The sequence below is a fragment of the Dyella koreensis genome, from assembly GCF_044904565.1.
Taxonomy (GTDB): Bacteria; Pseudomonadota; Gammaproteobacteria; order Xanthomonadales; family Rhodanobacteraceae; genus Dyella_D; species Dyella_D koreensis.
In genome coordinates this window covers 328,494-345,901 of record NZ_JADIKD010000006.1, presented here as the reverse complement: position 1 = coordinate 345,901, position 17,408 = coordinate 328,494, and the positions used below count along the sequence as shown (strand labels likewise).

Sequence of the window (17,408 nt, the reverse complement as noted above, 5' to 3'; positions counted from 1 at the left end):
GTAAACGAATCTACGGAGGTCATCATGGCCCGTGTATGCCAAGTCACCGGAAAAGGTGTGCAGACCGGCAACAACGTCTCGCACGCAAACAACAAGACCCGTCGCCGCTGGTTGCCCAACCTGCATGAGCGTCGCTTCTGGGTCGCCAGCGAAAACCGCTGGGTGAAACTGCGCGTCTCCAACCAGGCGCTGCGCACCATCGACAAGAAGGGCATCGAGGCCGTGATCGCCGACCTGCGTGCCCGCGGCGAAAAGGTCTAAGGAGTAAGTCATGGCTAACAGCAAGCAAGACAAGATCCGCCTGATCTCGTCGGCCGGTACCGGCCACTTCTACACCACGCAGAAGAACAAGAAGAACACGCCGGAAAAGTTCGAGTTCAAGAAGTACGACCCGGTCGTCCGCAAGCACGTGATCTACAAGGAAGGCAAGATCAAGTGACCCGCATCTAGCGGGTCATCCCGGCGAAAGCCGGGATCCATGCCTTACCGAGAAACCCGCCCTTGTGGCGGGTTTTTTTATGGCCGGGAATCTGGCTTGCCCCGACTAGGCCGGCCACGCATGATCGCCTCATGCGACCCCATGCGCTGTTCCCTGCCCTGATCGGTGCGGCCGACTGGCGCCACCTCGCACCTGCCGTGCGGCGCATGCATGGCGATACGCCTTCGCTTCACGCCAAGGGCGTCGCCAAAGTCGAAGGCGCGAACCACTGGCCCGCACGCATATTGCGGCGAGTGTTGGGACTTCCCGAACCCGGAGAAGACCAGCCGCTCGCACTGACGATCGAACGCGACGGGCCATCTGAAATCTGGACGCGGCATTTCAAACACGGGCGCATGCGCTCCACGCTCGAGCGCACCGCCGACGGCACAAACCTGCGCGAACAGCTGGGACCGATGGCGCTGTATTTCACGCTGCGCCGGGACGGCGAAGCGATCGACTGGCAATTGCAGCAAGGGCGCCTTCTTGGCCTGCCGGTACCGCGGGCGCTGCTTGGCAAGGTGCTTTCGCGCAGTACCGCGGGGCAAGGCCGCTATGTCTTTCATATCGATGCCCGGCTGCCCTTGCTCGGTCAACTGATCGCTTATCGCGGCTGGCTGGAGATCACTGATGAGCACCACTGAGCACGCCACCAAAAGAAAAAGCCCGCCATGAAGGCGGGCTTTTCATTCGTACGGATGTCATCTTGAATCAGGCGGCGCCGGCGCCGCTGACCGCGTAGGTCTTCAAGCGCTTGGCGAAGTCCTGCAGGGCGCGGATACCGCTCTGCTCGGCTTCGGCGATCCACTGCTGCAGCCCCTTCAGCGCCTGATCGGCACCACGCTGCTCCATCAACTCGGCAAGGCGAGTGCGGAAATCGCACACGACGCGCAGGTTGGGACGCTTGGCCAGCACAGCCTGCATGCGATCGCGGCCTTCGCTGTCGAGCCAACGGCCACCGTCGGCGAGCGAGCGACGCAGGCGACGCGGCATCGACTTGATGTTCTCGCCAGCATGCTGCGCTTCATCGCGCAGGGTCGGCATGATCACGCCGCGGTAGTAGTCGGTCATCGCCTGGAAGCGATGGGTGAGCACGGCCTTCAGCGTTTCGGCGTCCGGCAGGTGCACGTTCGGGCGCACATCGAGCGTCGGCGCGACGCGCAACACCTTCGCCAGACCCACGGCACGCAGCGCGCAGATGGCAGCCCAGCCGATATCGAACTCCCACTTGCGCAGGGCGAACTTGGCCGAGCTCGGGAAAGCATGGTGGTTGTTGTGCAGCTCTTCGCCGCCAATCCACACGCCCCACGGCGCCAGATTGCGCGCGGTGTCAGCACTCTCGAAGTTGCGGTAGCCCCACCAGTGGCCGATGCCATTGACGAAGCCGGCGGCCCAGAACGGGATCCAGATCATCTGCACGGCCCAGATGGCCGCGCCGATCACGCCGAACAGGGCGAGGTTGATCAGCAGCATCAGGGTCGGGCCCCAGTACGGGTGACCGCTGAACAGCTTGCGCTCGAACCAGTCTTCCGGCGTACCGCGGCCGTACTTCTCCATGTCGGCCTTGTTGTAGCTGGCCTCGCGATAGAGCGACACGCCGTCCCAGAACACCTTCTTGATGCCGAAGATCTGCGGGCTGTGCGGATCTTCCTCGGTCTCCACCTTGGCGTGGTGCTTGCGATGGATCGCCACCCACTCCTTGGTGACCATGCCCGTGGTGAGCCAGCCCCAGAAGCGGAAAAAGTTGGCCAGCGCCGGGTGGAAATCCACGCCGCGATGGGTCTGGCTGCGGTGCAGGTACAGCGTCACCGTGAAGATGGTGATCTGCGTCATCACCAGCAGATAGACCAGCATGGTGACCCAACTGGCACCGGTCAGGCCGTTGGACAGGAAGTTCAGCACTGTGTCGAGCATGAGAAACACTCAGATAGGTTGAAAGCGAGTCTAAACGAGGGTTTCCATACCCACCAGCACGGCCGCACCAACCCCGCGCGCGATCAAACGGAACGTGTTTTCGCGCGCAAGAACAGCCGCCACCGGTTGTTTAACCATGGGGGCGCCGTGACAATCAAGCAATGACTTTGCCACAACCCCTGTTAAAGCTTGATCAGCTTCGCCGGCACCGCGCCGGCCGGCCCGCCGTGGAGCGTCTCAGCCTGACGCTGGACAAGGGCCAGATCCTTGGCCTGCTTGGCGTCAACGGGGCTGGCAAGTCCACCACTTTGTCGATGATCGCCGGTGCGCTGCGTCCCGACAGCGGCAGCATCCAGCTGAATGGCGAAGATTTTCTGGAGCATCCTGAGCTGGCCCGCCTGATCGGCTGGCTGCCCGAACGTGCCCCACTGTGGCCAGAACTGACGGTCCACGAACACCTGGCGACACACGGACGCCTGCATGGCCTGCGCGGCGCAGCGCTCAAGCAGGCCTGCGACGCCATCGTCCAGCGCCTGGAACTGACCCCACTGCTGCTGCGCCTCGCCGGCGTGCTGTCGCAAGGCCAGCGCCAGCGCCTAGGCCTGGCCTGCGCGCTGCTGCATCGCCCGGCGCTGCTGGTGCTGGACGAGCCGGCGAACGCACTCGACCCGGTGCAGGTCGCCTCGCTGCGCAACGTGATCCGCGAGGAAGCCGCCGCCGGCACCGCGGTGATTCTTTCCACGCATCTGCTGGCCGAGGTCACCGCTGTGTGCGATCGCGTGGCGATCCTGCACGAGGGCAGCCTGCACCACGATGCCGCCGTGACCGACACCGATCACAAGACACTCGAACGCACCTTCTTCGACATCGCCATGAACAGCGGCGCCATGAATGAAGGAAGGAACCAGGCCGCATGAGTTCGATGTTCGCGGTGACCCGGCTGGAGCTGCGCCGGCTGTTTGTCCGCCCTCTCGCCTGGGTGCTCGCCGCACTGACCCTGGCCCAGCTTGCGTGGCGTTTCGTGCTGCTGCTCGGCAACTTCCTGGATAACCAGATCAAGCTCGCCGCCTTGCCGGGCGGCCCGGGCTATACCGATCTGGTCGGCGTGCCCTTGCTGAGCAGCGCGCTTACCGTCGGCATCCTGCCGTTCGGCCTGACCGAACTGGCGCTGCTGGTCGTACCGCTGCTGACCATGTCGTCGCTGGCCAGCGACCGCGCCAACGGCACCTTGCCACTGCTGTATGCCAGTGGCCTGGCGCCCTCGAAGATCGTGCTCGGCAAATACCTCGCCGTGCTGCTGTGGCTGATGCTCTGGCTGCTACTCACCGTGGCCATGCCGTTGAGCCTGGTGCACGGCACGCATCTGGACTGGGGCAAGTTCGCCGCCGCCATGCTCGGCCTGATACTGACGCTGGCCGCGCTGGGTGCCATCGGCATCGCCTGCTCCGCCTTCGCCTCGCTGCCGGCCATTGCCGCCACCGCCGCGCTGACGGTGGGGCTGGCCTTGTTCACCGTGAACCTTGCCGCGCAGAAGGCCGGCGTCGATAACGGCCTGATCAACGAACTGGCGCTGAGTACCCACCTGGAAGCCCTGCTGCGCGGACTGGTCTCCAGCGCCGATGTGGTCTGGTTTCTGCTGGTGATCGTGGTGGCACTGACTTTGGCCACGCGCCGTCTCGCGGGCGACAAGGAGCGCGACTGATGGCTCGCGGATTCAGACGTCTGGATGGCTGGCTGTTCGCGCTGGCCTTGCTGGTGGGCGCGGGCGCCATCGGCTATCTCACCGTGCGCCACGATCACGTGGCCGACTGGACACATGACGGCCGCGCGAGCCTCTCGCCGGAAAGCCAGGCCGTACTCGCCACGCTCACCGGCCCGGTCGAGATCGTCAGCTACGCCAACCCGCAGGGCGACCTGCGCCAGACGGTCAGCAGCTTTATCGAGCGCTATCGCCGGGTGAAGCCCGACCTCACCCTGCGCTTCGTCGATCCGCAGCAGGATCCGGCTGCCATGCGCGAGCTCGGCATCACGGTCGACGGCGCCCTGATCCTGCATTACCAGAAACGCGAACAGCGGCTGGATGAACTCTCCGAGCGCAGCCTCACCAACGCACTCGAACGCCTCGCACGCAGCGGCGAGCGTCTCGTCGCCTTCGTCAGTGGCGATGGCGAGCGTCGCGCCGATGGCAAGGCCAATGCCGATCTCGGCACCTTCATGACGCAGCTGGAAGCGCGCGGCATGCGCGCCGTACCGCTGGTGTTCTCGCAGGTCACCGCCGTACCGCAGCACACCGACCTCGTCGTACTCGCCAGCCCCACGCTGGCGCTGCCGCCCGGCGCCGTGAAAGCACTGACCGACTACGTCGCCAACGGCGGCAACCTGCTGTGGCTCACCGAGCCCGCCAATGAGGATCTCGGCCTGCAACCGCTCGCCGATGCCCTCGGCGTACGCGTCCTGCCAGGCGTACTGGTGGATGGCCAGGGCGCCGCGCTGGGCCTGCAGGATCCGCGCATGATTGCGCTGGGCGGCTACCCGGGGCACGCCATCACGCGCGGCTTCAATCTCACCACGCTGTTTCCGCAGGTTTCCGCGCTGGCCCAGATCAACCGCAGTGGGTGGGACGTAAACGCCTTCCTGCGCTCCGGTCCGCAAAGCTGGACCGAATTCCAATCCATCGACAACGCGCACAGCTCCGCCATCCACTACGACGCCGACGCTGGCGAACTGAAAGGCCCGCTCGACTTCGGTTTCGCCCTCACCCGCCTTTCGCCGAGCCCCGACAAGGGCGAGCAGCGCGTGGTAGTGATCGGCGATGGCGACTTCCTCTCCAACACCTTCCTCGGCAACGGCGGCAACCGCGCGCTGGGCGAACGAATCTTTGACTGGCTGCTCGGCGACGACGCACTGGTGAACCTGCCGCCACGCGGCGCACCGGATCGCGTGCTGCACATCAGCCAAGGGCAGCTCAATGCCGTCACGCTCGGCTTCCTGGTCGGCCTGCCGTTGTTGCTGCTGGTGATCGGCGGCGTGATCGTGTGGCGTCGGCGCCGCGCATGAAGCGTGCGGCGCGCCAGCGTGCATGGCTGATTGGTGGCGCTGTCGCGCTGGCCGCGCTCGCCGGCTGGCAATGGCATAGCGACCGCCAAGCCGAGCCCGACCCGTTGCTCGCACTCGATCCAGCCGCGATCCAGCGCATCGACCTCGAACTCCCCGGCGCCCCGGCCGAGCACTACGCGAAACACAACAGTCACTGGCAGACCCTCGATGGCACTCCTGCCGACGATGGCCGCCTCGCCGATATGGCCGCCATTGCCGCCGCTAAAGTGCTGAGCTGGCGTCCAGCCACCGATTTCGACTCCGCCAAGATCGGCCTCGCCCCTCCCATCGCTGTACTGACCCTCGACGGACAGCGCCTGGAGTTCGGCGAAACGTCCGTAACCGGGCCGCAGCGTTACGTTCGCGCTGGCCAACGCATCGCATTGGTTTCCGTGCGCTACACACCGCGCCCCGCTCAGACCCATACCACCAAAGCACCCTGAAGCCCGTGGCAACGCACCCCCGGATCAAGTCCGGGGCAGGCTCTGTGCGCGACGGGGAAATACGGATTCCATCAGCCGCTGCCACTGGTCGCCCACAGGGTGGGCTCCTACAGTGGATGCTGGATGCCACCTTGCGCGCACCCCATGCCTCCCCATATTCAAGAAACCCTTTTTCGCCCGGAGCAACACGATGAGCCAGCAAGCGGTCGAGCAACCTGTCATTGGCGTAGTCGGCATGGCGGTCATGGGCCGCAACCTCGCGCTCAACATCGAAAGCCGCGGCCACACCGTGGCCATCTACAACCGCAGCCGCGAAAAGACCGACGAAGTGCTCGCCGAACACCCTGACCGGCGCCTGGTGCCCGCATACACCCTGCAAGAGTTCGTCGACAGCCTGCAGAAGCCACGCCGCATCCTGCTGATGGTCAAGGCCGGCGAACCCACCGACGCCACCATCGCCGAACTCAAGCCACTGCTCGACAAAGGCGACATCCTGATCGACGGCGGCAATACGTTTTTCCAGGACACCATTCGCCGCGAGCGCGAACTCAGCGCGGCCGGCCTGCATTTCATCGGCACCGGCGTCTCCGGTGGCGAGGAAGGTGCGCTGCATGGCCCTTCGATCATGCCGGGCGGTCCGCGTGACGCGTATGACCTGGTAGCGCCAATCCTCACCGAAATCGCAGCACGCGCACCCGACGGCGAGCCCTGCGTGGCCTACATGGGCGAGAACGGCGCCGGCCATTACGTGAAGATGGTGCACAACGGCATCGAATACGGCGATATGCAACTGATCTCCGAAAGCTACGCCGTGCTCAAGCAGGTGCTGGGACTTACCAATGCCGAACTGGCCCAGGTCTACGCGGAGTGGAACCAGGGTGAGCTGGACAGCTATCTGATCTCGATCACCGCCGACATCTTCGGCAAGAAGGATCCGGAAACCGGCAAGGATATGGTCGACATCATCCTCGACCGCGCCGCGCAGAAAGGCACTGGCAAATGGACCAGCCAGAGCGCGCTGGATCTTGGCGTACCGCTGCCGCTGATTACGGAATCGGTATTCGCACGACTGCTGTCCGCACTGAAGGACGAGCGTGTCGCCGCAAGCAAAGTACTGAATGGCCCCGCCAGCAAGCCTTTCGCTGGTGATCGCACGGCATTCGTCGAGTCGGTGCGGCGTGCGCTGTACCTCAGCAAGATCGTCTCTTACGCGCAGGGCTTCGCGCAGCTACGCGCTGCTTCCAACGAGTACCACTGGAATCTGCCCTACGGCACCATCGCCAAGATCTTCCGCGCGGGCTGCATCATTCGTGCGCGCTTCCTGCAGAAGATCACCGATGCCTATGCACGCGATGCGGCCCTGGCCAATCTGTTGCTCGATCCGTACTTCCGCGATATCGCCACGCAATATCAGCAGGCGCTGCGTGACGTGGTATCGGCGGCGGTGCAAGCCGGCGTGCCGGTACCGGGCTTTGCTTCAGCCATCGCGTATTTCGACAGCTATCGCGCGGAACAGCTGCCCGCGAATCTGGTGCAGGCGCAGCGCGACTATTTCGGCGCGCATACGTTCGAGCGCGTCGACAAGCCGGGCAGCTTCCACGCGGAGTGGGCGTAAGGAGCCGATGCTTCGTGCCTGAACTCCCCGAAGTCGAAACCACCCGCCGTGGCATCGCTCCGCATCTGATCGGCCGCCGCATCACCGGTGTCACGCTGCGCCGGAAGGATCTGCGCTGGCCGATTCCGCCAGAAGTGAGCGAGCTGCTGCCAGGCCAGCGCATCGACGAGGTCGAGCGCCGCGCCAAGTATCTGCTGCTGCATACGCAGGTCGGCAGCGCGCTGTTGCACCTGGGCATGACCGGCGTGCTGCGTGTGTTGCCGCCGGATGCACTGGTCGGCAAGCACGACCATGTCGATATCGAACTTGAACCCACCCATGTCGAAGGCCCGCGAGTGCTTCGCTTCACCGATGCGCGCCGCTTCGGTTGCCTGCTGTGGCAACCGCCGGGAGAAGTGCACGAATTGCTGGCAAACCTCGGCCCGGAGCCGCTCACCGACGATTTCGATGGCGACCTGTTATGGCGCGCCTCGCGGAGCCGTACCGCCGCGGTGAAGCTGTTCCTGATGGACAACGCGATCGTGGTGGGGGTGGGCAATATCTACGCCAGCGAAGCGCTGTTCGCCGCCGGCATCGATCCGCGCCGCCCGGCCGGCACTGTGTCCCGCGCCCGCTACGCACGGCTGGCTGCGGAGGTGAAACGCATCCTGGCCTGGGCCATCGAGCGCGGCGGCACCACGCTGCGCGACTTCATCAAGCCGGATGGCTTGCCCGGCTATTTCTACCGCGAGCTGATGGTGTATGGCCGCGAAGGCGAGCCGTGCAAGGTCTGTGGCACCGCGATACGGCAGGTGGTGCTTGGGCAGCGCTCGACGTTCTGGTGCCCGACGTGCCAGAAATAGGAGCGCCACAAATGGAAACGCGCGCTGGTGTCAGGTACCAGCACGCGTTTCACTCTTGCCTGCGCTCCCTGTCCGGATTCAATCCGGCCAGCGGAACTCGACATACGTATTGTTGAACTCCGGATCGGCCTCGCCGCCGCCGAGTTTCGCGGTCAGCCCGCCCAGCACGCCTTCCGCATCCAGCTGCTGGCCGTCGTTGAAATGCGAGCCCAGCGCCAACAGCTCCACCAATCGCTCGCCCAGGATGCCGGCACGATCGGTATCGCGATCCGGCACGTTGCGGATGCTCACGTCAGGGCGGCCGAACTTGCGCATGCCGCGCGTGTGGATCCAGTTGCGGCCTTCCGCCTCGTCCGCATCGCGCAGGATCAGCACATGGTTGCGGATCGGCGCACCGTCGCGCACCAGATAGTGACGGCGCCAGGTGGCCGCGTCGAACAAAGTCAGGATCTGCGGATCGAGAATGGCGACGCCACCAATATCGAGCAGGCCAGCCAGCACGCCCAGCGTGTCGCGCAGGTAGCCGACGTCGCCGACATCCTTGATGCGCCCGCGCACCACCAGCACCTGCGGCGCGCCCAGCGCAGCCTGATAGGCCTCGGGCGCGTCTTCCTTGAACATGTCGCCGATCTGGCCCTTGAGCGGATAGCCCTCCCACTGGCGCAGGGCCGCGTGGTGGTGGCTGGTCAGCTCCACGCCCTCCGGCAGGCCGTCGCTGCCGTAATCGGCCGAAGGCACGCGTACCGCCTCGAACTGACCGAATACATAGAACTGCAGGACGATCTCTTCATCGCTGGGCTGCCAATGCGGGCGCTGCCAGGCGGGAATGGTGATCGGATTGGCCATGCGGGGGTTTCCTTGTGATGTGCTTGGGCGGCGCGGAAGCGGCCATGCCGCCTCCGCTGCGGCTCAGTGTTCGCCCAGCGGCAGAATAGATTGCTGCAGTTCGATCCGGCCGCGCCCTTCGGTGATTTTCTTGAACTCGGCCCGGCTCACGGAGACATAGCGGTCGTTGCCGCCGATCTCAACCTGCGGGCCCTCGGTCACGGCCCGCCCCTGTTCATCCACGCGCACCACCATGGTGGCCTTGCGACCGGTGTGGCAGATGGTCTTGATCTCTTCCAGATTATCGGCCCAGGCCAGCAGGTACTTGCTGCCCTCGAACAGCTCGCCGCGGAAGTCCGTGCGCAGGCCGAAGGCGAGCACCGGGATATTCAGCCGGTCGACCACATCGCTGATCTGCCACACCTGGGCCTTGGTCAGAAACTGCGCCTCGTCCACGAACACGCAATGCAGCGGGCCCCGCGCAGCGATGTCGGCCTCGACCATCGCAAACAGGTTCTCCTCGCCGGCGAAGCGCCGCGCATTCGCCTTCAGGCCGATGCGGGACGCCACCACGCCGTCACCAAAGCGGTTATCCAGCGCTGGCGTGAGAATCACCGTGCGCATGCCGCGCTCGTGATAGTTGTACGCGCTCTGCAAGAGCGTGGTGGTCTTGCCGGCATTCATTGCCGAGTAATAGAAATAGAGCTTGGCCATGGTCGTTCTCTCGGCGGGGCGACGATGTTACCCGGTCACCCCGCTCAACGCCTCAGACGCGATCCAGCGGGGTATTGCCACCGGTGAACTGGGCTCGCGCCTGGCCCAGCCGGTACCGCCGCTCGTTCCACCAGCGCCGCCAGTCGCGCAGCGCGCATACCGCATACACCAACCGGAACGCCTGAATGCGGCTCCACACCTTGAACGAGTCGAACACGTCACCGGCCAGCATGGAGATCACTCCCTGCTCGATCTGCCAGGTATTGCGCGGCGAGCGGAACATTTGGCTCATCACCGGGCCGTTAAAGCGGTAGATGAAGAAGGCGAAACGGCGCATGCCGCGACGCTGGCGACGCTCCAGCCGGCGCAGCAGGCCCGCTTCGCGGCGCGGTTCGCACAACGACTCGTCCACCACGGCCACCGCCTGCTCGGCGCCACTCATGGCCAGATACACACCCGAGGAAAAGACCGGATCGAGAAACGCGAACGCATCGCCGATCAACACCCATCCCGGTCCGCCCATGCAGCTGGAGTCGTAAGAGTAGTTGCCGGTGACACGCACTTCGTTGTCGATCAGCTCGGCCTGGTCAATGCGCTTCCACAATTCGGGATTCTTACGCAGCGTATCGAGCAGGAATTCGACGGTGCGGCCTTTGCGTTGCTTGAGATATTCGGGACGACATACCGCTCCCACACTCATCATCCCGGAGGGCAGCGGGATCATCCACATCCAGCCATGCTCGAAGCGGTAGATGCTGATGTTGCCGGCGTCCTCGCCCGGGCGAAGCTCAGCGCCGCGGAAGTGACCGAAGATCGCCGCGCTCTGGTGTTCGTCGTTCTTGCGCTTGAGTTTCTTCTTCGACGACAGGAAAGCATCACGGCCACTGGCGTCGACCACATAGCGTGCGTGGATGCGATAGCGCTCGCCGGCATCGGTATTCACGTCGATCTGCGATTCGCGCGGGCCGAGCTGGGTGACCTGCTTCACTTCATGCCCTTCGCGCGCATCCGCGCCACATTCGCGGGCGTGGTCGTAGAGCATCTTGTCGAAATCCTGCCGCCATACCTGATAGGCATGCGGCGGGCTGTTGCCGATGGCGCGCGCGAAGGCATAGGTGTTGTAGCCGCGCTCGTTGTCCGCTTCGAAATCCGCGCCGGGCTTGAACACGCCGATCGCACGGACTTTCTCCATCACACCCAGCCGCTCGAACAGCGGCAGATTCATCGGCAGCAGCGATTCGCCGATGTGAAACCGCGGGTGCCGGTCTTTCTCCAGCGCGATCACCTTGTAGCCCTTGCGCGCCAGCATGGCCGCCGCCGTGCTGCCGGCCGGGCCACCACCAATCACCACCACGTCGCATTCCTGTGCGACTTGGGCCGTATGTTCCGTCATATCTTTCCCCGTCAAGTGGTCGAGCCTGAAGCGTTCCCCGGCCGGATTATGTCAGAGCCGGCCCTGCTACCATCGTGCACCGCACTCCACCGTACGCACGCTCCATGCTCAACCCCCAACAATTGGCCGCAGTCGAGCACTGCGACAGCCCCCTGCTTGTGCTGGCCGGCGCCGGTTCCGGCAAGACCAGCGTGATCACGCAGAAAATCGCGCACCTGATCCAGCGCAGGAAGCTGTCGCCGTCCAAGATCGCCGCGATCACCTTCACCAACAAGGCGGCGAAGGAAATGCGCGAGCGCGTGGCCAAGCTGATCAGCTCGGAGGATGCTGCCGCGCTCACGGTGTCCACCTTCCACGCCCTGGGGCTGAAGTTCCTGCAGATGGAGCATGCACGCGCGGGGCTTCGCAAAGGCTTCTCTGTGCTGGACGCGGACGACAGCGAAGGCATCGTCAAAGAGCTGGCCCCCAAGGGGGCCAAGCCGGATGTGCTGTTCGGCATCCGCAACCTGCTCAGTCGCGCCAAGAACGCCGGACTATCCCCGGAAGAAGCGATGGCCGCCGCGCGAAGTCCGCGCGAGATAGATGCGGCGATGATCTACCAGCTCTACCAGGCGCGCCTGGCCGCGTTCAACGCGGTGGATTTCGACGACCTGATCCGCCTGCCGCTGCGCATCCTGGAAACCGACGAAGAGTGCCGCACCGCCTGGCGCGAACGCCTGCGCTATCTCCTGGTGGACGAATATCAGGACACCAACGACGCGCAGTACCGCCTGCTCAAGGTTCTGGCCGGCGAGCGCGGCGGCTTTACCTGCGTGGGCGACGACGACCAGTCCATCTATGCCTGGCGCGGCGCCAATCCGGAGAACATCGACCAGCTCGGCAAGGACTGGCCGACGCTGCGCGTGATCAAGCTGGAGCAGAACTACCGCTGCGGCAAGCGCATCCTGCGCGCCGCCAACAAGTTGATTGCCAATAACCCGCATCTGCACGAAAAGAAACTGTGGAGCGAGCACCCGGAAGGCCCGCAGATCCGCGTGCTGGAGTGCAAGGAAAATGAGCACGAGGCCGAGCGCGTCGCCGCCATCGCCACCACGCTCGCGGAAAAGCACAAGGCGCGCTGGCACGACATCGCCATCCTGTATCGCGGCAACTTCCAGGCACGACCGCTGGAGAAAGCGCTGCGTCTGGCGCGTATTCCTTATCACCTCACCGGCGCACTCAGCTTTCTCGATCGTGCCGAGGTGAAGGATCTGCTGTGCTATCTGCGCCTGCTCACCAACCCGAGCGATGACGCCGCATTTCTGCGCGTGGTGAACGTGCCCAAGCGCGAGATCGGCGCCACGACGCTGGAAAAGCTCGGCCAGATCGCGCAGACGCGCAATGCCTCTCTGCTCGAAGCCGCGCGCAGCGACGCCGTGTTGCGCCAGCTCACGCCGCGCCCTGCCGCCGCGCTCGCCTCCTTCACCACCTTGCTCGACGAACTGCGCAGCGCCTCGCTGCACGAGAACGCCGCTGACCTGGTGGAGACCGTGCTCAAGCGCACCGGCTACGCCGCGCAGATCGCTGCCAGCACCACCGACCCGGCGATGCGCGAACGCCGCCTGGGCAACCTGCGCGAGCTGGCCGAGTGGTTCCGCGCGATGCAGAAGGGCAACAACAGCGCCGGCGACCTCGCTGCGCAATTGGCCCTGCTCAGCCATGCCGACCGCGACGAACCCGGCAACGCCGTGCGCATGATGACCATGCATGCGGCCAAGGGCCTGGAATTCCGCTTCGTTTTCATCGTGGGCTGCGAAGAAGGCACCTTGCCCCACGAAGGCGCCATCGACGAAGGCCGTATCGATGAAGAGCGCCGCCTGATGTACGTGGGCATCACCCGCGCCAAGGAAATGCTCACCCTGTCGTGGTCGTCCAAGACCAAGCGCTACGGCGAAGTGCACAGCAACCAGCCCAGCCGCTTCCTGCACGAACTGCCGCAGGATGATCTGCACTGGCAGGGCAAGGACCCCGAAGCGGACAAGGAAGTGGTGCGCGAAACCGCCGAATCGCACATGGCGAAGATCGCCGCGATGCTGGCGGGCGGTTGAGTCATGGGCAAGGACGCCACATGAGCAAGCACGCCCTTCCCGAACCGCAACGCGAAGGGCTTTACCGCGCCATCCACGAACGCCGCGACGTGCGTTCGCAGTTCCTGCCCGACCCCGTCCCGCCCGACGTACTTGCGCGCCTGCTGCGCGCGGCGCATCACGCACCTTCCGTCGGCTTCATGCAGCCGTGGGACTTCATCGTGATCGACAGCCCTGAGACCAGGCAGGCGGTCAAGGCGCTGTACGACGGCGCCAACGCGGAGGCCGCCGGCCATTATGAGGGTGAGCGCGCCGCGCTGTATCGACGCCTCAAGCTCGAAGGCATCGTCGACAGCCCGATCAACCTCTGCATCACCTGTGATCGCACGCGTGGCGGCCCGCATGTACTGGGGCGCGACACGGTGCTCGATGCCGACCTGTTCAGCACCTGCCTGGCGGTGCAGAACCTGTGGCTCGCCGCACGGGCTGAAGGCATCGGCGTGGGCTGGGTCAGCATTCTTTCGCCGTCGCGGCTGGCCGATTTGCTTGGCCTGCCCGCGAACGTCGTCCCGGTGGCGTATCTCTGCATCGGTTACGTTACGGAGTTCCTGCCGCGCCCCGAACTCGAAACAGCGGGATGGCGCTCGCGCCTGCCCCTGGATAGCTTGATGCACGGCAATCGCTGGGGTGAGCCCCTGCAGGACGCCCCACTGATCGACGCCATCGCAGATGCACCGCCCTGATCGCATCGCCACCTCGATGTGACACTGGCGACTCATCCATACAAGGAAGTCCAATGAATCGCCCACAAGCCCAGCGCACCAACCTGCCATGGCTCGCCGCCGCCACCGCCGTGGTGGTCGCGATGCTCCCGTTCCTGTTCACCTTGAAATTCATGCTGGCACGGAACGCTGAAGGCCAGGATCCCGCGGTGTTGTGGATCACGCTGGAAACGTTCGGCAGCGGCCTGCTGTTTAAAGGCTGGGTCACCTTTCTGATCGCCCAATGGAGAGGCGAACGGCGTGGTGAGCTGGCCTTTCGCCGGCCCGCCCTCCTCATGCTCGCCTTTGCCGTCGGACTGCTGGTGTGGATAGCGCTGACCACCCTGCTTTACCAGCTCGCTTTTGCAGCCCTGCACCAGTCCGGCGTCAGGATCGATCTGATGAACGCCGCGATGACCTTGTTGTCCCCGCTGCTGAGCACGCTCGGGATCTGGCTGGCCTGGTGGACCGCTACGCGACTGCTGCGCAACGATGTGCTTCCATCGCTGGTGCAGCCGAACATGGCCCCGCGCGTCGCCGGTCTCGCCGCACTGAGCCTGGCTGCCGTCTTGCTCAGCCTCACACCGTTGGCACTGCCGACCCTTATGCTTGCCGTCTCCGATGCCCGCCTGGGCCTGCTTGTTTACTGGGGCAGCGCGACGCTTCCCGTGGTCCTCGCGTTCGTAGGCGCGCTGCTTGGCTTGCGTGGAGGCGTGCATGCCGTGCACGGCGGGCGCCTGTTGGGCGCCTCGTTGGCGGCGATAGTGTCTGCCGGCCTGTTGTCCTATGGCAGCATCGTGCTGACTTCGGATTTTTTGAGGCCTCAGTTCGATCTATCCGCGGGCGTGGCCGCAACGCTGTGCGCGATGCTGCTGCTCGCCAGCATCATTGGCTGCTATGGCCTGTGGATCCATGTCCTCTACCGCGGCGTGCGTCGCGATGGTGCCGCCCGCATGGTCCCCGCAAAGGCACAAGGCGCGGCCGGCTGAAGACCTACAGCAGATTCTCCGCTTCCAGCTCGCTCTTCAGATACGCGTAGTAGATCGGCGCCGCCACCAGGCCGGGCAGGCCGAAGGCGGCTTCCATCAGCAGCATCGCGATCAGCAATTCCCACGCGCGCGACTTGATCTGCGTGCCGACGATGCGCGCATTGAGGAAGTACTCGAGCTTGTGGATCAGGATCAGGAAACCCAGCGCCGCCACGCCCACGCCCAGCGACACGGAGAGGCCGGCGATGGTGATGGCGGTGTTGGAGATCAGGTTGCCGATCACCGGCAGCAGGCCGACGATGAAGGTGATCACCACCAGCGTCTTGGCCAGCGGAATGTGGATGCCCATCAGCGGCAGCACGCCGAGCAGGAAGATCGCGGTGAACACCGTATTGATCAGCGAGATCTTGATCTGCGCGAACACGATGTTGTGGAACGCCTCGGCCAGACGCTGGCAACGCTGGCTGAGTGCGGCCGCGAGCGGCCCCAGCTGATGCACCGGACGGGCCCGGCTGAGTGCCACGATCGCACCGAGCACCATGCCGATAATGATGTGCACCAGCACGCGTGCGGTTTCCTTGCCGATCGATTGCAGGCTAACCGAATGCTTGCGGGTCAGCTCCATCGCCATCACGCGCAGCTCGTCCACGCTGTCCGGCAGCCAGCCCACCACGGCGGGCGGAAGCTGCTGCCGCGCCTTTTCCACCAGCGGCATCAGCTGCTGTTGCCACAACAGCTCGGGATTGCCGAGCTCGCTGCGGAAAAAACTGATGGCGCCAAGGATCAACAAGGTCAGCAGGCTCACCACAATCGCGGTGAGCAATGCCACCACCAGCAGGCGCGCGCGGTCGCCGGGCACGCGCTTGCCGAGCAGCGGCGCGGTGGATTGCACCAGTTCGTACACCAGCAAGCCGGCCAGCAGCGCCGGCAGCAGATGCAGCAGCAACACCAGCAATAGCGCTAGCGCCATCAGCACATAGGTCACGGCGCGAATGACTGGATTGGGCTTGGTAGGCAGGATGGACGACGATTCCATGAAATCTTGCGGCAGCCCGGGGAGCCCGCAGTCTGTCAGCAGCGTGTGGCAGCCGCCACCCCCGCCGACATCGCGTTCATGCACGGGCAACCCGGACACGCCGCTGTCGTAAACTTCCACGATTCTGTTTGTTTGCACGTACCTACAGGGACTCTCATGCATCTACGTCTGCCGGCGACGCTGCTCGCCTTCACCCTGCTTGCCGCCTGTTCGGCCACCGCCCCGGTCAAGCCGGCCGCCACTCCTGAGACCAGCGCGGCGGCACCCGCCACGCCCGCGGCGGACGACAACCTCAATGCCGTGGCCTGGAGCCAGACCGCGCTCGAGCATGACCTGATCTACCTGCAGACCTATCGCGATGCCCAGGCCCGCCTGCTGGCCGCGATGAAAGACAAGGACTGGGATGCCCTGCCCAAGGACGACCGCGCCGTTCCGGCCAAGGGCCTCAAGCCCGCCGTAGTGCTGGATATCGACGAGACCGTGCTGGACAACTCGCCCTATCAAGCCCGCCTGATCAAGAGCGGCGGCGAATTCAACGAGGCCGACTGGGCCGCCTGGTGCAAGGAACAGAATGCCCGCGCGCTGCCCGGCGTGGTCGAGTTCACCCAGTTCGCCGCCAAGCACGGCATTGCCGTCATCTACATCTCCAACCGTGCCAAGGATCTGGACGAAGCCACCCTGGGCAACCTGCGCAAAGCCGGCCTGCCGGTCTCCGGTCCCGAAGCCTTCCTGGGCCTGGGCACCTTTGTGCAGGACTGCGAACAGATCGGCACCGAAAAGGGCTGCCGCCGCCAGCTCGTCAGCCGCAAATATCGCGTCTTGATGCAATTTGGTGACCAGATCGGCGATTTTGTGACCGTATTGGCCAATAACGCGGAAGGCCGCCAGAAGGCCATGGCCCCCTATCTCCCGTGGGTCGGCAGCCGCTGGTTCGTGCTGCCCAACGCTACTTACGGCTCGTGGGAGCCGGCCATGTTCAACAACGACTGGAGCGCGCCGCGCCAGGAGCGTCATCGCTTGAAGGTCAATGCCTTACGCTTCGACTGAAACTTGTGATTTATACAAATCAATGAGTTAGACAATAGAATATAAAGTATTGCCTTAGCTTTGTGGGTGCGGTTAAGATCGACCCCGCCAACACCTGCTGACCTTCAAAATTCTGCGGGCAAGGCCATTTCCCTTCCGGCTCTGCCGGATTACCCCGCGAGGCCAAACGCCCGCGGGGTTTTCTTTTTT

General features: G+C 64.6%; 18 protein-coding genes. 13 read left to right on the top strand and 5 right to left on the bottom strand.

Features of this window, described 5'->3' with window-relative positions; translation table 11 throughout:
• Positions 1 to 24 precede the first annotated feature (24 nt).
• The 3 genes from rpmB to ISS97_RS03540 all read left to right on the top strand — a co-directional run bounded on the left by rpmB (position 25) and on the right by ISS97_RS03540 (position 1,122).
• Positions 25 to 261, top strand: a complete 237-nt coding sequence (gene rpmB / locus ISS97_RS03550; RefSeq protein WP_090449535.1) for a 50S ribosomal protein L28 — start codon at positions 25 to 27, stop codon at positions 259 to 261.
• Between the two features lie 10 nt (positions 262 to 271).
• On the top strand, positions 272 to 439 hold the full coding sequence (gene rpmG, locus ISS97_RS03545) for a 50S ribosomal protein L33 (protein ID WP_008211962.1): 168 nt from the start codon (positions 272 to 274) through the stop codon (positions 437 to 439).
• A gap of 131 nt (positions 440 to 570) precedes the next feature.
• Positions 571 to 1,122: a DUF4166 domain-containing protein gene (locus ISS97_RS03540; protein ID WP_379984974.1), complete on the top strand. Its 552-nt coding sequence runs from the start codon at positions 571 to 573 to the stop codon at positions 1,120 to 1,122.
• Between the two features lie 67 nt (positions 1,123 to 1,189).
• Here ISS97_RS03540 and ISS97_RS03535 read toward each other — a convergent pair whose 3' ends face one another.
• Positions 1,190 to 2,392: a DesA family fatty acid desaturase gene (locus ISS97_RS03535; RefSeq protein ID WP_379984973.1), complete on the bottom strand. Its 1,203-nt coding sequence runs from the start codon at positions 2,390 to 2,392 to the stop codon at positions 1,190 to 1,192.
• A gap of 161 nt (positions 2,393 to 2,553) precedes the next feature.
• Here ISS97_RS03535 and ISS97_RS03530 point away from each other — a divergent pair, with 161 nt between their 5' ends.
• The 6 genes from ISS97_RS03530 (at position 2,554) to mutM (ending at position 8,388) form a co-directional block, all read left to right on the top strand.
• Positions 2,554 to 3,309 carry an ABC transporter ATP-binding protein gene (locus ISS97_RS03530; protein WP_379984972.1) on the top strand — a complete coding sequence of 252 codons (756 nt, stop codon included), beginning with the start codon at positions 2,554 to 2,556 and terminating at the stop codon, positions 3,307 to 3,309.
• The gene (locus ISS97_RS03525) at positions 3,306 to 4,094 is read left to right on the top strand and encodes an ABC transporter permease (RefSeq protein ID WP_379984971.1); all 789 of its coding nucleotides are present in this window, start codon (positions 3,306 to 3,308) and stop codon (positions 4,092 to 4,094) included. The genes ISS97_RS03530 and ISS97_RS03525 overlap by 4 nt, the downstream gene beginning before the upstream one ends.
• On the top strand, positions 4,094 to 5,449 hold the full coding sequence (locus ISS97_RS03520; RefSeq protein ID WP_379984970.1) for a GldG family protein: 1,356 nt from the start codon (positions 4,094 to 4,096) through the stop codon (positions 5,447 to 5,449). The genes ISS97_RS03525 and ISS97_RS03520 overlap by 1 nt, the downstream gene beginning before the upstream one ends.
• Complete coding sequence (locus ISS97_RS03515) at positions 5,446 to 5,931, top strand: hypothetical protein (RefSeq protein WP_379984969.1); 486 nt, start codon at positions 5,446 to 5,448, stop codon at positions 5,929 to 5,931. The genes ISS97_RS03520 and ISS97_RS03515 overlap by 4 nt, the downstream gene beginning before the upstream one ends.
• A 190-nt stretch (positions 5,932 to 6,121) precedes the next feature.
• A complete protein-coding gene (gndA, locus tag ISS97_RS03510; RefSeq protein ID WP_379984968.1) occupies positions 6,122 to 7,546 on the top strand; it encodes an NADP-dependent phosphogluconate dehydrogenase in 1,425 nt (474 codons plus the stop codon).
• 14 nt (positions 7,547 to 7,560) lie between these two features.
• Positions 7,561 to 8,388 (top strand): bifunctional DNA-formamidopyrimidine glycosylase/DNA-(apurinic or apyrimidinic site) lyase, encoded by an 828-nt coding sequence (gene mutM, locus ISS97_RS03505; RefSeq protein ID WP_379984967.1) that lies wholly within the window; start codon positions 7,561 to 7,563, stop codon positions 8,386 to 8,388.
• Between the two features lie 78 nt (positions 8,389 to 8,466).
• Here the strand turns inward: mutM and ISS97_RS03500 are convergent, their stop codons facing one another.
• The 3 genes from ISS97_RS03500 to ISS97_RS03490 all read right to left on the bottom strand — a co-directional run bounded on the left by ISS97_RS03500 (position 8,467) and on the right by ISS97_RS03490 (position 11,320).
• Entirely contained in the window at positions 8,467 to 9,234 is a 768-nt protein-coding gene (locus ISS97_RS03500; protein ID WP_379984966.1) for a hypothetical protein, read from the bottom strand.
• Between the two features lie 63 nt (positions 9,235 to 9,297).
• Positions 9,298 to 9,927: a thymidine kinase gene (locus tag ISS97_RS03495; RefSeq protein WP_379984965.1), complete on the bottom strand. Its 630-nt coding sequence runs from the start codon at positions 9,925 to 9,927 to the stop codon at positions 9,298 to 9,300.
• A 52-nt stretch (positions 9,928 to 9,979) separates the two neighbouring features.
• Positions 9,980 to 11,320: an NAD(P)/FAD-dependent oxidoreductase gene (locus tag ISS97_RS03490; protein ID WP_379984964.1), complete on the bottom strand. Its 1,341-nt coding sequence runs from the start codon at positions 11,318 to 11,320 to the stop codon at positions 9,980 to 9,982.
• 104 nt (positions 11,321 to 11,424) lie between these two features.
• Here ISS97_RS03490 and ISS97_RS03485 point away from each other — a divergent pair, with 104 nt between their 5' ends.
• Genes ISS97_RS03485 through ISS97_RS03475 form a run of 3 tightly spaced genes read left to right on the top strand, consistent with a single transcriptional unit; the run spans position 11,425 to position 15,136 of the window.
• Complete coding sequence (locus ISS97_RS03485) at positions 11,425 to 13,407, top strand: UvrD-helicase domain-containing protein (RefSeq protein ID WP_379984963.1); 1,983 nt, start codon at positions 11,425 to 11,427, stop codon at positions 13,405 to 13,407.
• A gap of 20 nt (positions 13,408 to 13,427) precedes the next feature.
• Positions 13,428 to 14,129: a 5,6-dimethylbenzimidazole synthase gene (gene bluB, locus ISS97_RS03480; protein ID WP_379984962.1), complete on the top strand. Its 702-nt coding sequence runs from the start codon at positions 13,428 to 13,430 to the stop codon at positions 14,127 to 14,129.
• A 53-nt stretch (positions 14,130 to 14,182) separates the two neighbouring features.
• Complete coding sequence (locus tag ISS97_RS03475) at positions 14,183 to 15,136, top strand: hypothetical protein (RefSeq protein WP_379984961.1); 954 nt, start codon at positions 14,183 to 14,185, stop codon at positions 15,134 to 15,136.
• Between the two features lie 4 nt (positions 15,137 to 15,140).
• On the opposite strand, the gene ISS97_RS03470 is transcribed toward ISS97_RS03475, so the two are convergent.
• Positions 15,141 to 16,172 (bottom strand): AI-2E family transporter, encoded by a 1,032-nt coding sequence (locus ISS97_RS03470; RefSeq protein WP_379984960.1) that lies wholly within the window; start codon positions 16,170 to 16,172, stop codon positions 15,141 to 15,143.
• A gap of 156 nt (positions 16,173 to 16,328) precedes the next feature.
• Here ISS97_RS03470 and ISS97_RS03465 point away from each other — a divergent pair, with 156 nt between their 5' ends.
• Positions 16,329 to 17,219: a 5'-nucleotidase, lipoprotein e(P4) family gene (locus ISS97_RS03465; RefSeq protein WP_379984959.1), complete on the top strand. Its 891-nt coding sequence runs from the start codon at positions 16,329 to 16,331 to the stop codon at positions 17,217 to 17,219.
• Positions 17,220 to 17,408 lie beyond the last annotated feature (189 nt).

Coding starts and splice junctions, on each gene's coding strand:
- bluB (WP_379984962.1), top strand. CDS start 13,428: ATGAGCAAGCACGCCCTTCCCGAACCGCAACGCGAAGGGCTTTACCGC.
- ISS97_RS03515 (WP_379984969.1), top strand. CDS start 5,446: ATGAAGCGTGCGGCGCGCCAGCGTGCATGGCTGATTGGTGGCGCTGTC.
- ISS97_RS03470 (WP_379984960.1), bottom strand. CDS start 16,172: ATGGAATCGTCGTCCATCCTGCCTACCAAGCCCAATCCAGTCATTCGC.
- ISS97_RS03495 (WP_379984965.1), bottom strand. CDS start 9,927: ATGGCCAAGCTCTATTTCTATTACTCGGCAATGAATGCCGGCAAGACC.
- gndA (WP_379984968.1), top strand. CDS start 6,122: ATGAGCCAGCAAGCGGTCGAGCAACCTGTCATTGGCGTAGTCGGCATG.
- ISS97_RS03490 (WP_379984964.1), bottom strand. CDS start 11,320: ATGACGGAACATACGGCCCAAGTCGCACAGGAATGCGACGTGGTGGTG.
- ISS97_RS03535 (WP_379984973.1), bottom strand. CDS start 2,392: ATGCTCGACACAGTGCTGAACTTCCTGTCCAACGGCCTGACCGGTGCC.
- ISS97_RS03520 (WP_379984970.1), top strand. CDS start 4,094: ATGGCTCGCGGATTCAGACGTCTGGATGGCTGGCTGTTCGCGCTGGCC.
- ISS97_RS03500 (WP_379984966.1), bottom strand. CDS start 9,234: ATGGCCAATCCGATCACCATTCCCGCCTGGCAGCGCCCGCATTGGCAG.
- ISS97_RS03530 (WP_379984972.1), top strand. CDS start 2,554: ATGACTTTGCCACAACCCCTGTTAAAGCTTGATCAGCTTCGCCGGCAC.
- rpmG (WP_008211962.1), top strand. CDS start 272: ATGGCTAACAGCAAGCAAGACAAGATCCGCCTGATCTCGTCGGCCGGT.
- ISS97_RS03540 (WP_379984974.1), top strand. CDS start 571: ATGCGACCCCATGCGCTGTTCCCTGCCCTGATCGGTGCGGCCGACTGG.
- rpmB (WP_090449535.1), top strand. CDS start 25: ATGGCCCGTGTATGCCAAGTCACCGGAAAAGGTGTGCAGACCGGCAAC.
- ISS97_RS03475 (WP_379984961.1), top strand. CDS start 14,183: ATGAATCGCCCACAAGCCCAGCGCACCAACCTGCCATGGCTCGCCGCC.
- ISS97_RS03485 (WP_379984963.1), top strand. CDS start 11,425: ATGCTCAACCCCCAACAATTGGCCGCAGTCGAGCACTGCGACAGCCCC.
- ISS97_RS03525 (WP_379984971.1), top strand. CDS start 3,306: ATGAGTTCGATGTTCGCGGTGACCCGGCTGGAGCTGCGCCGGCTGTTT.
- ISS97_RS03465 (WP_379984959.1), top strand. CDS start 16,329: ATGCATCTACGTCTGCCGGCGACGCTGCTCGCCTTCACCCTGCTTGCC.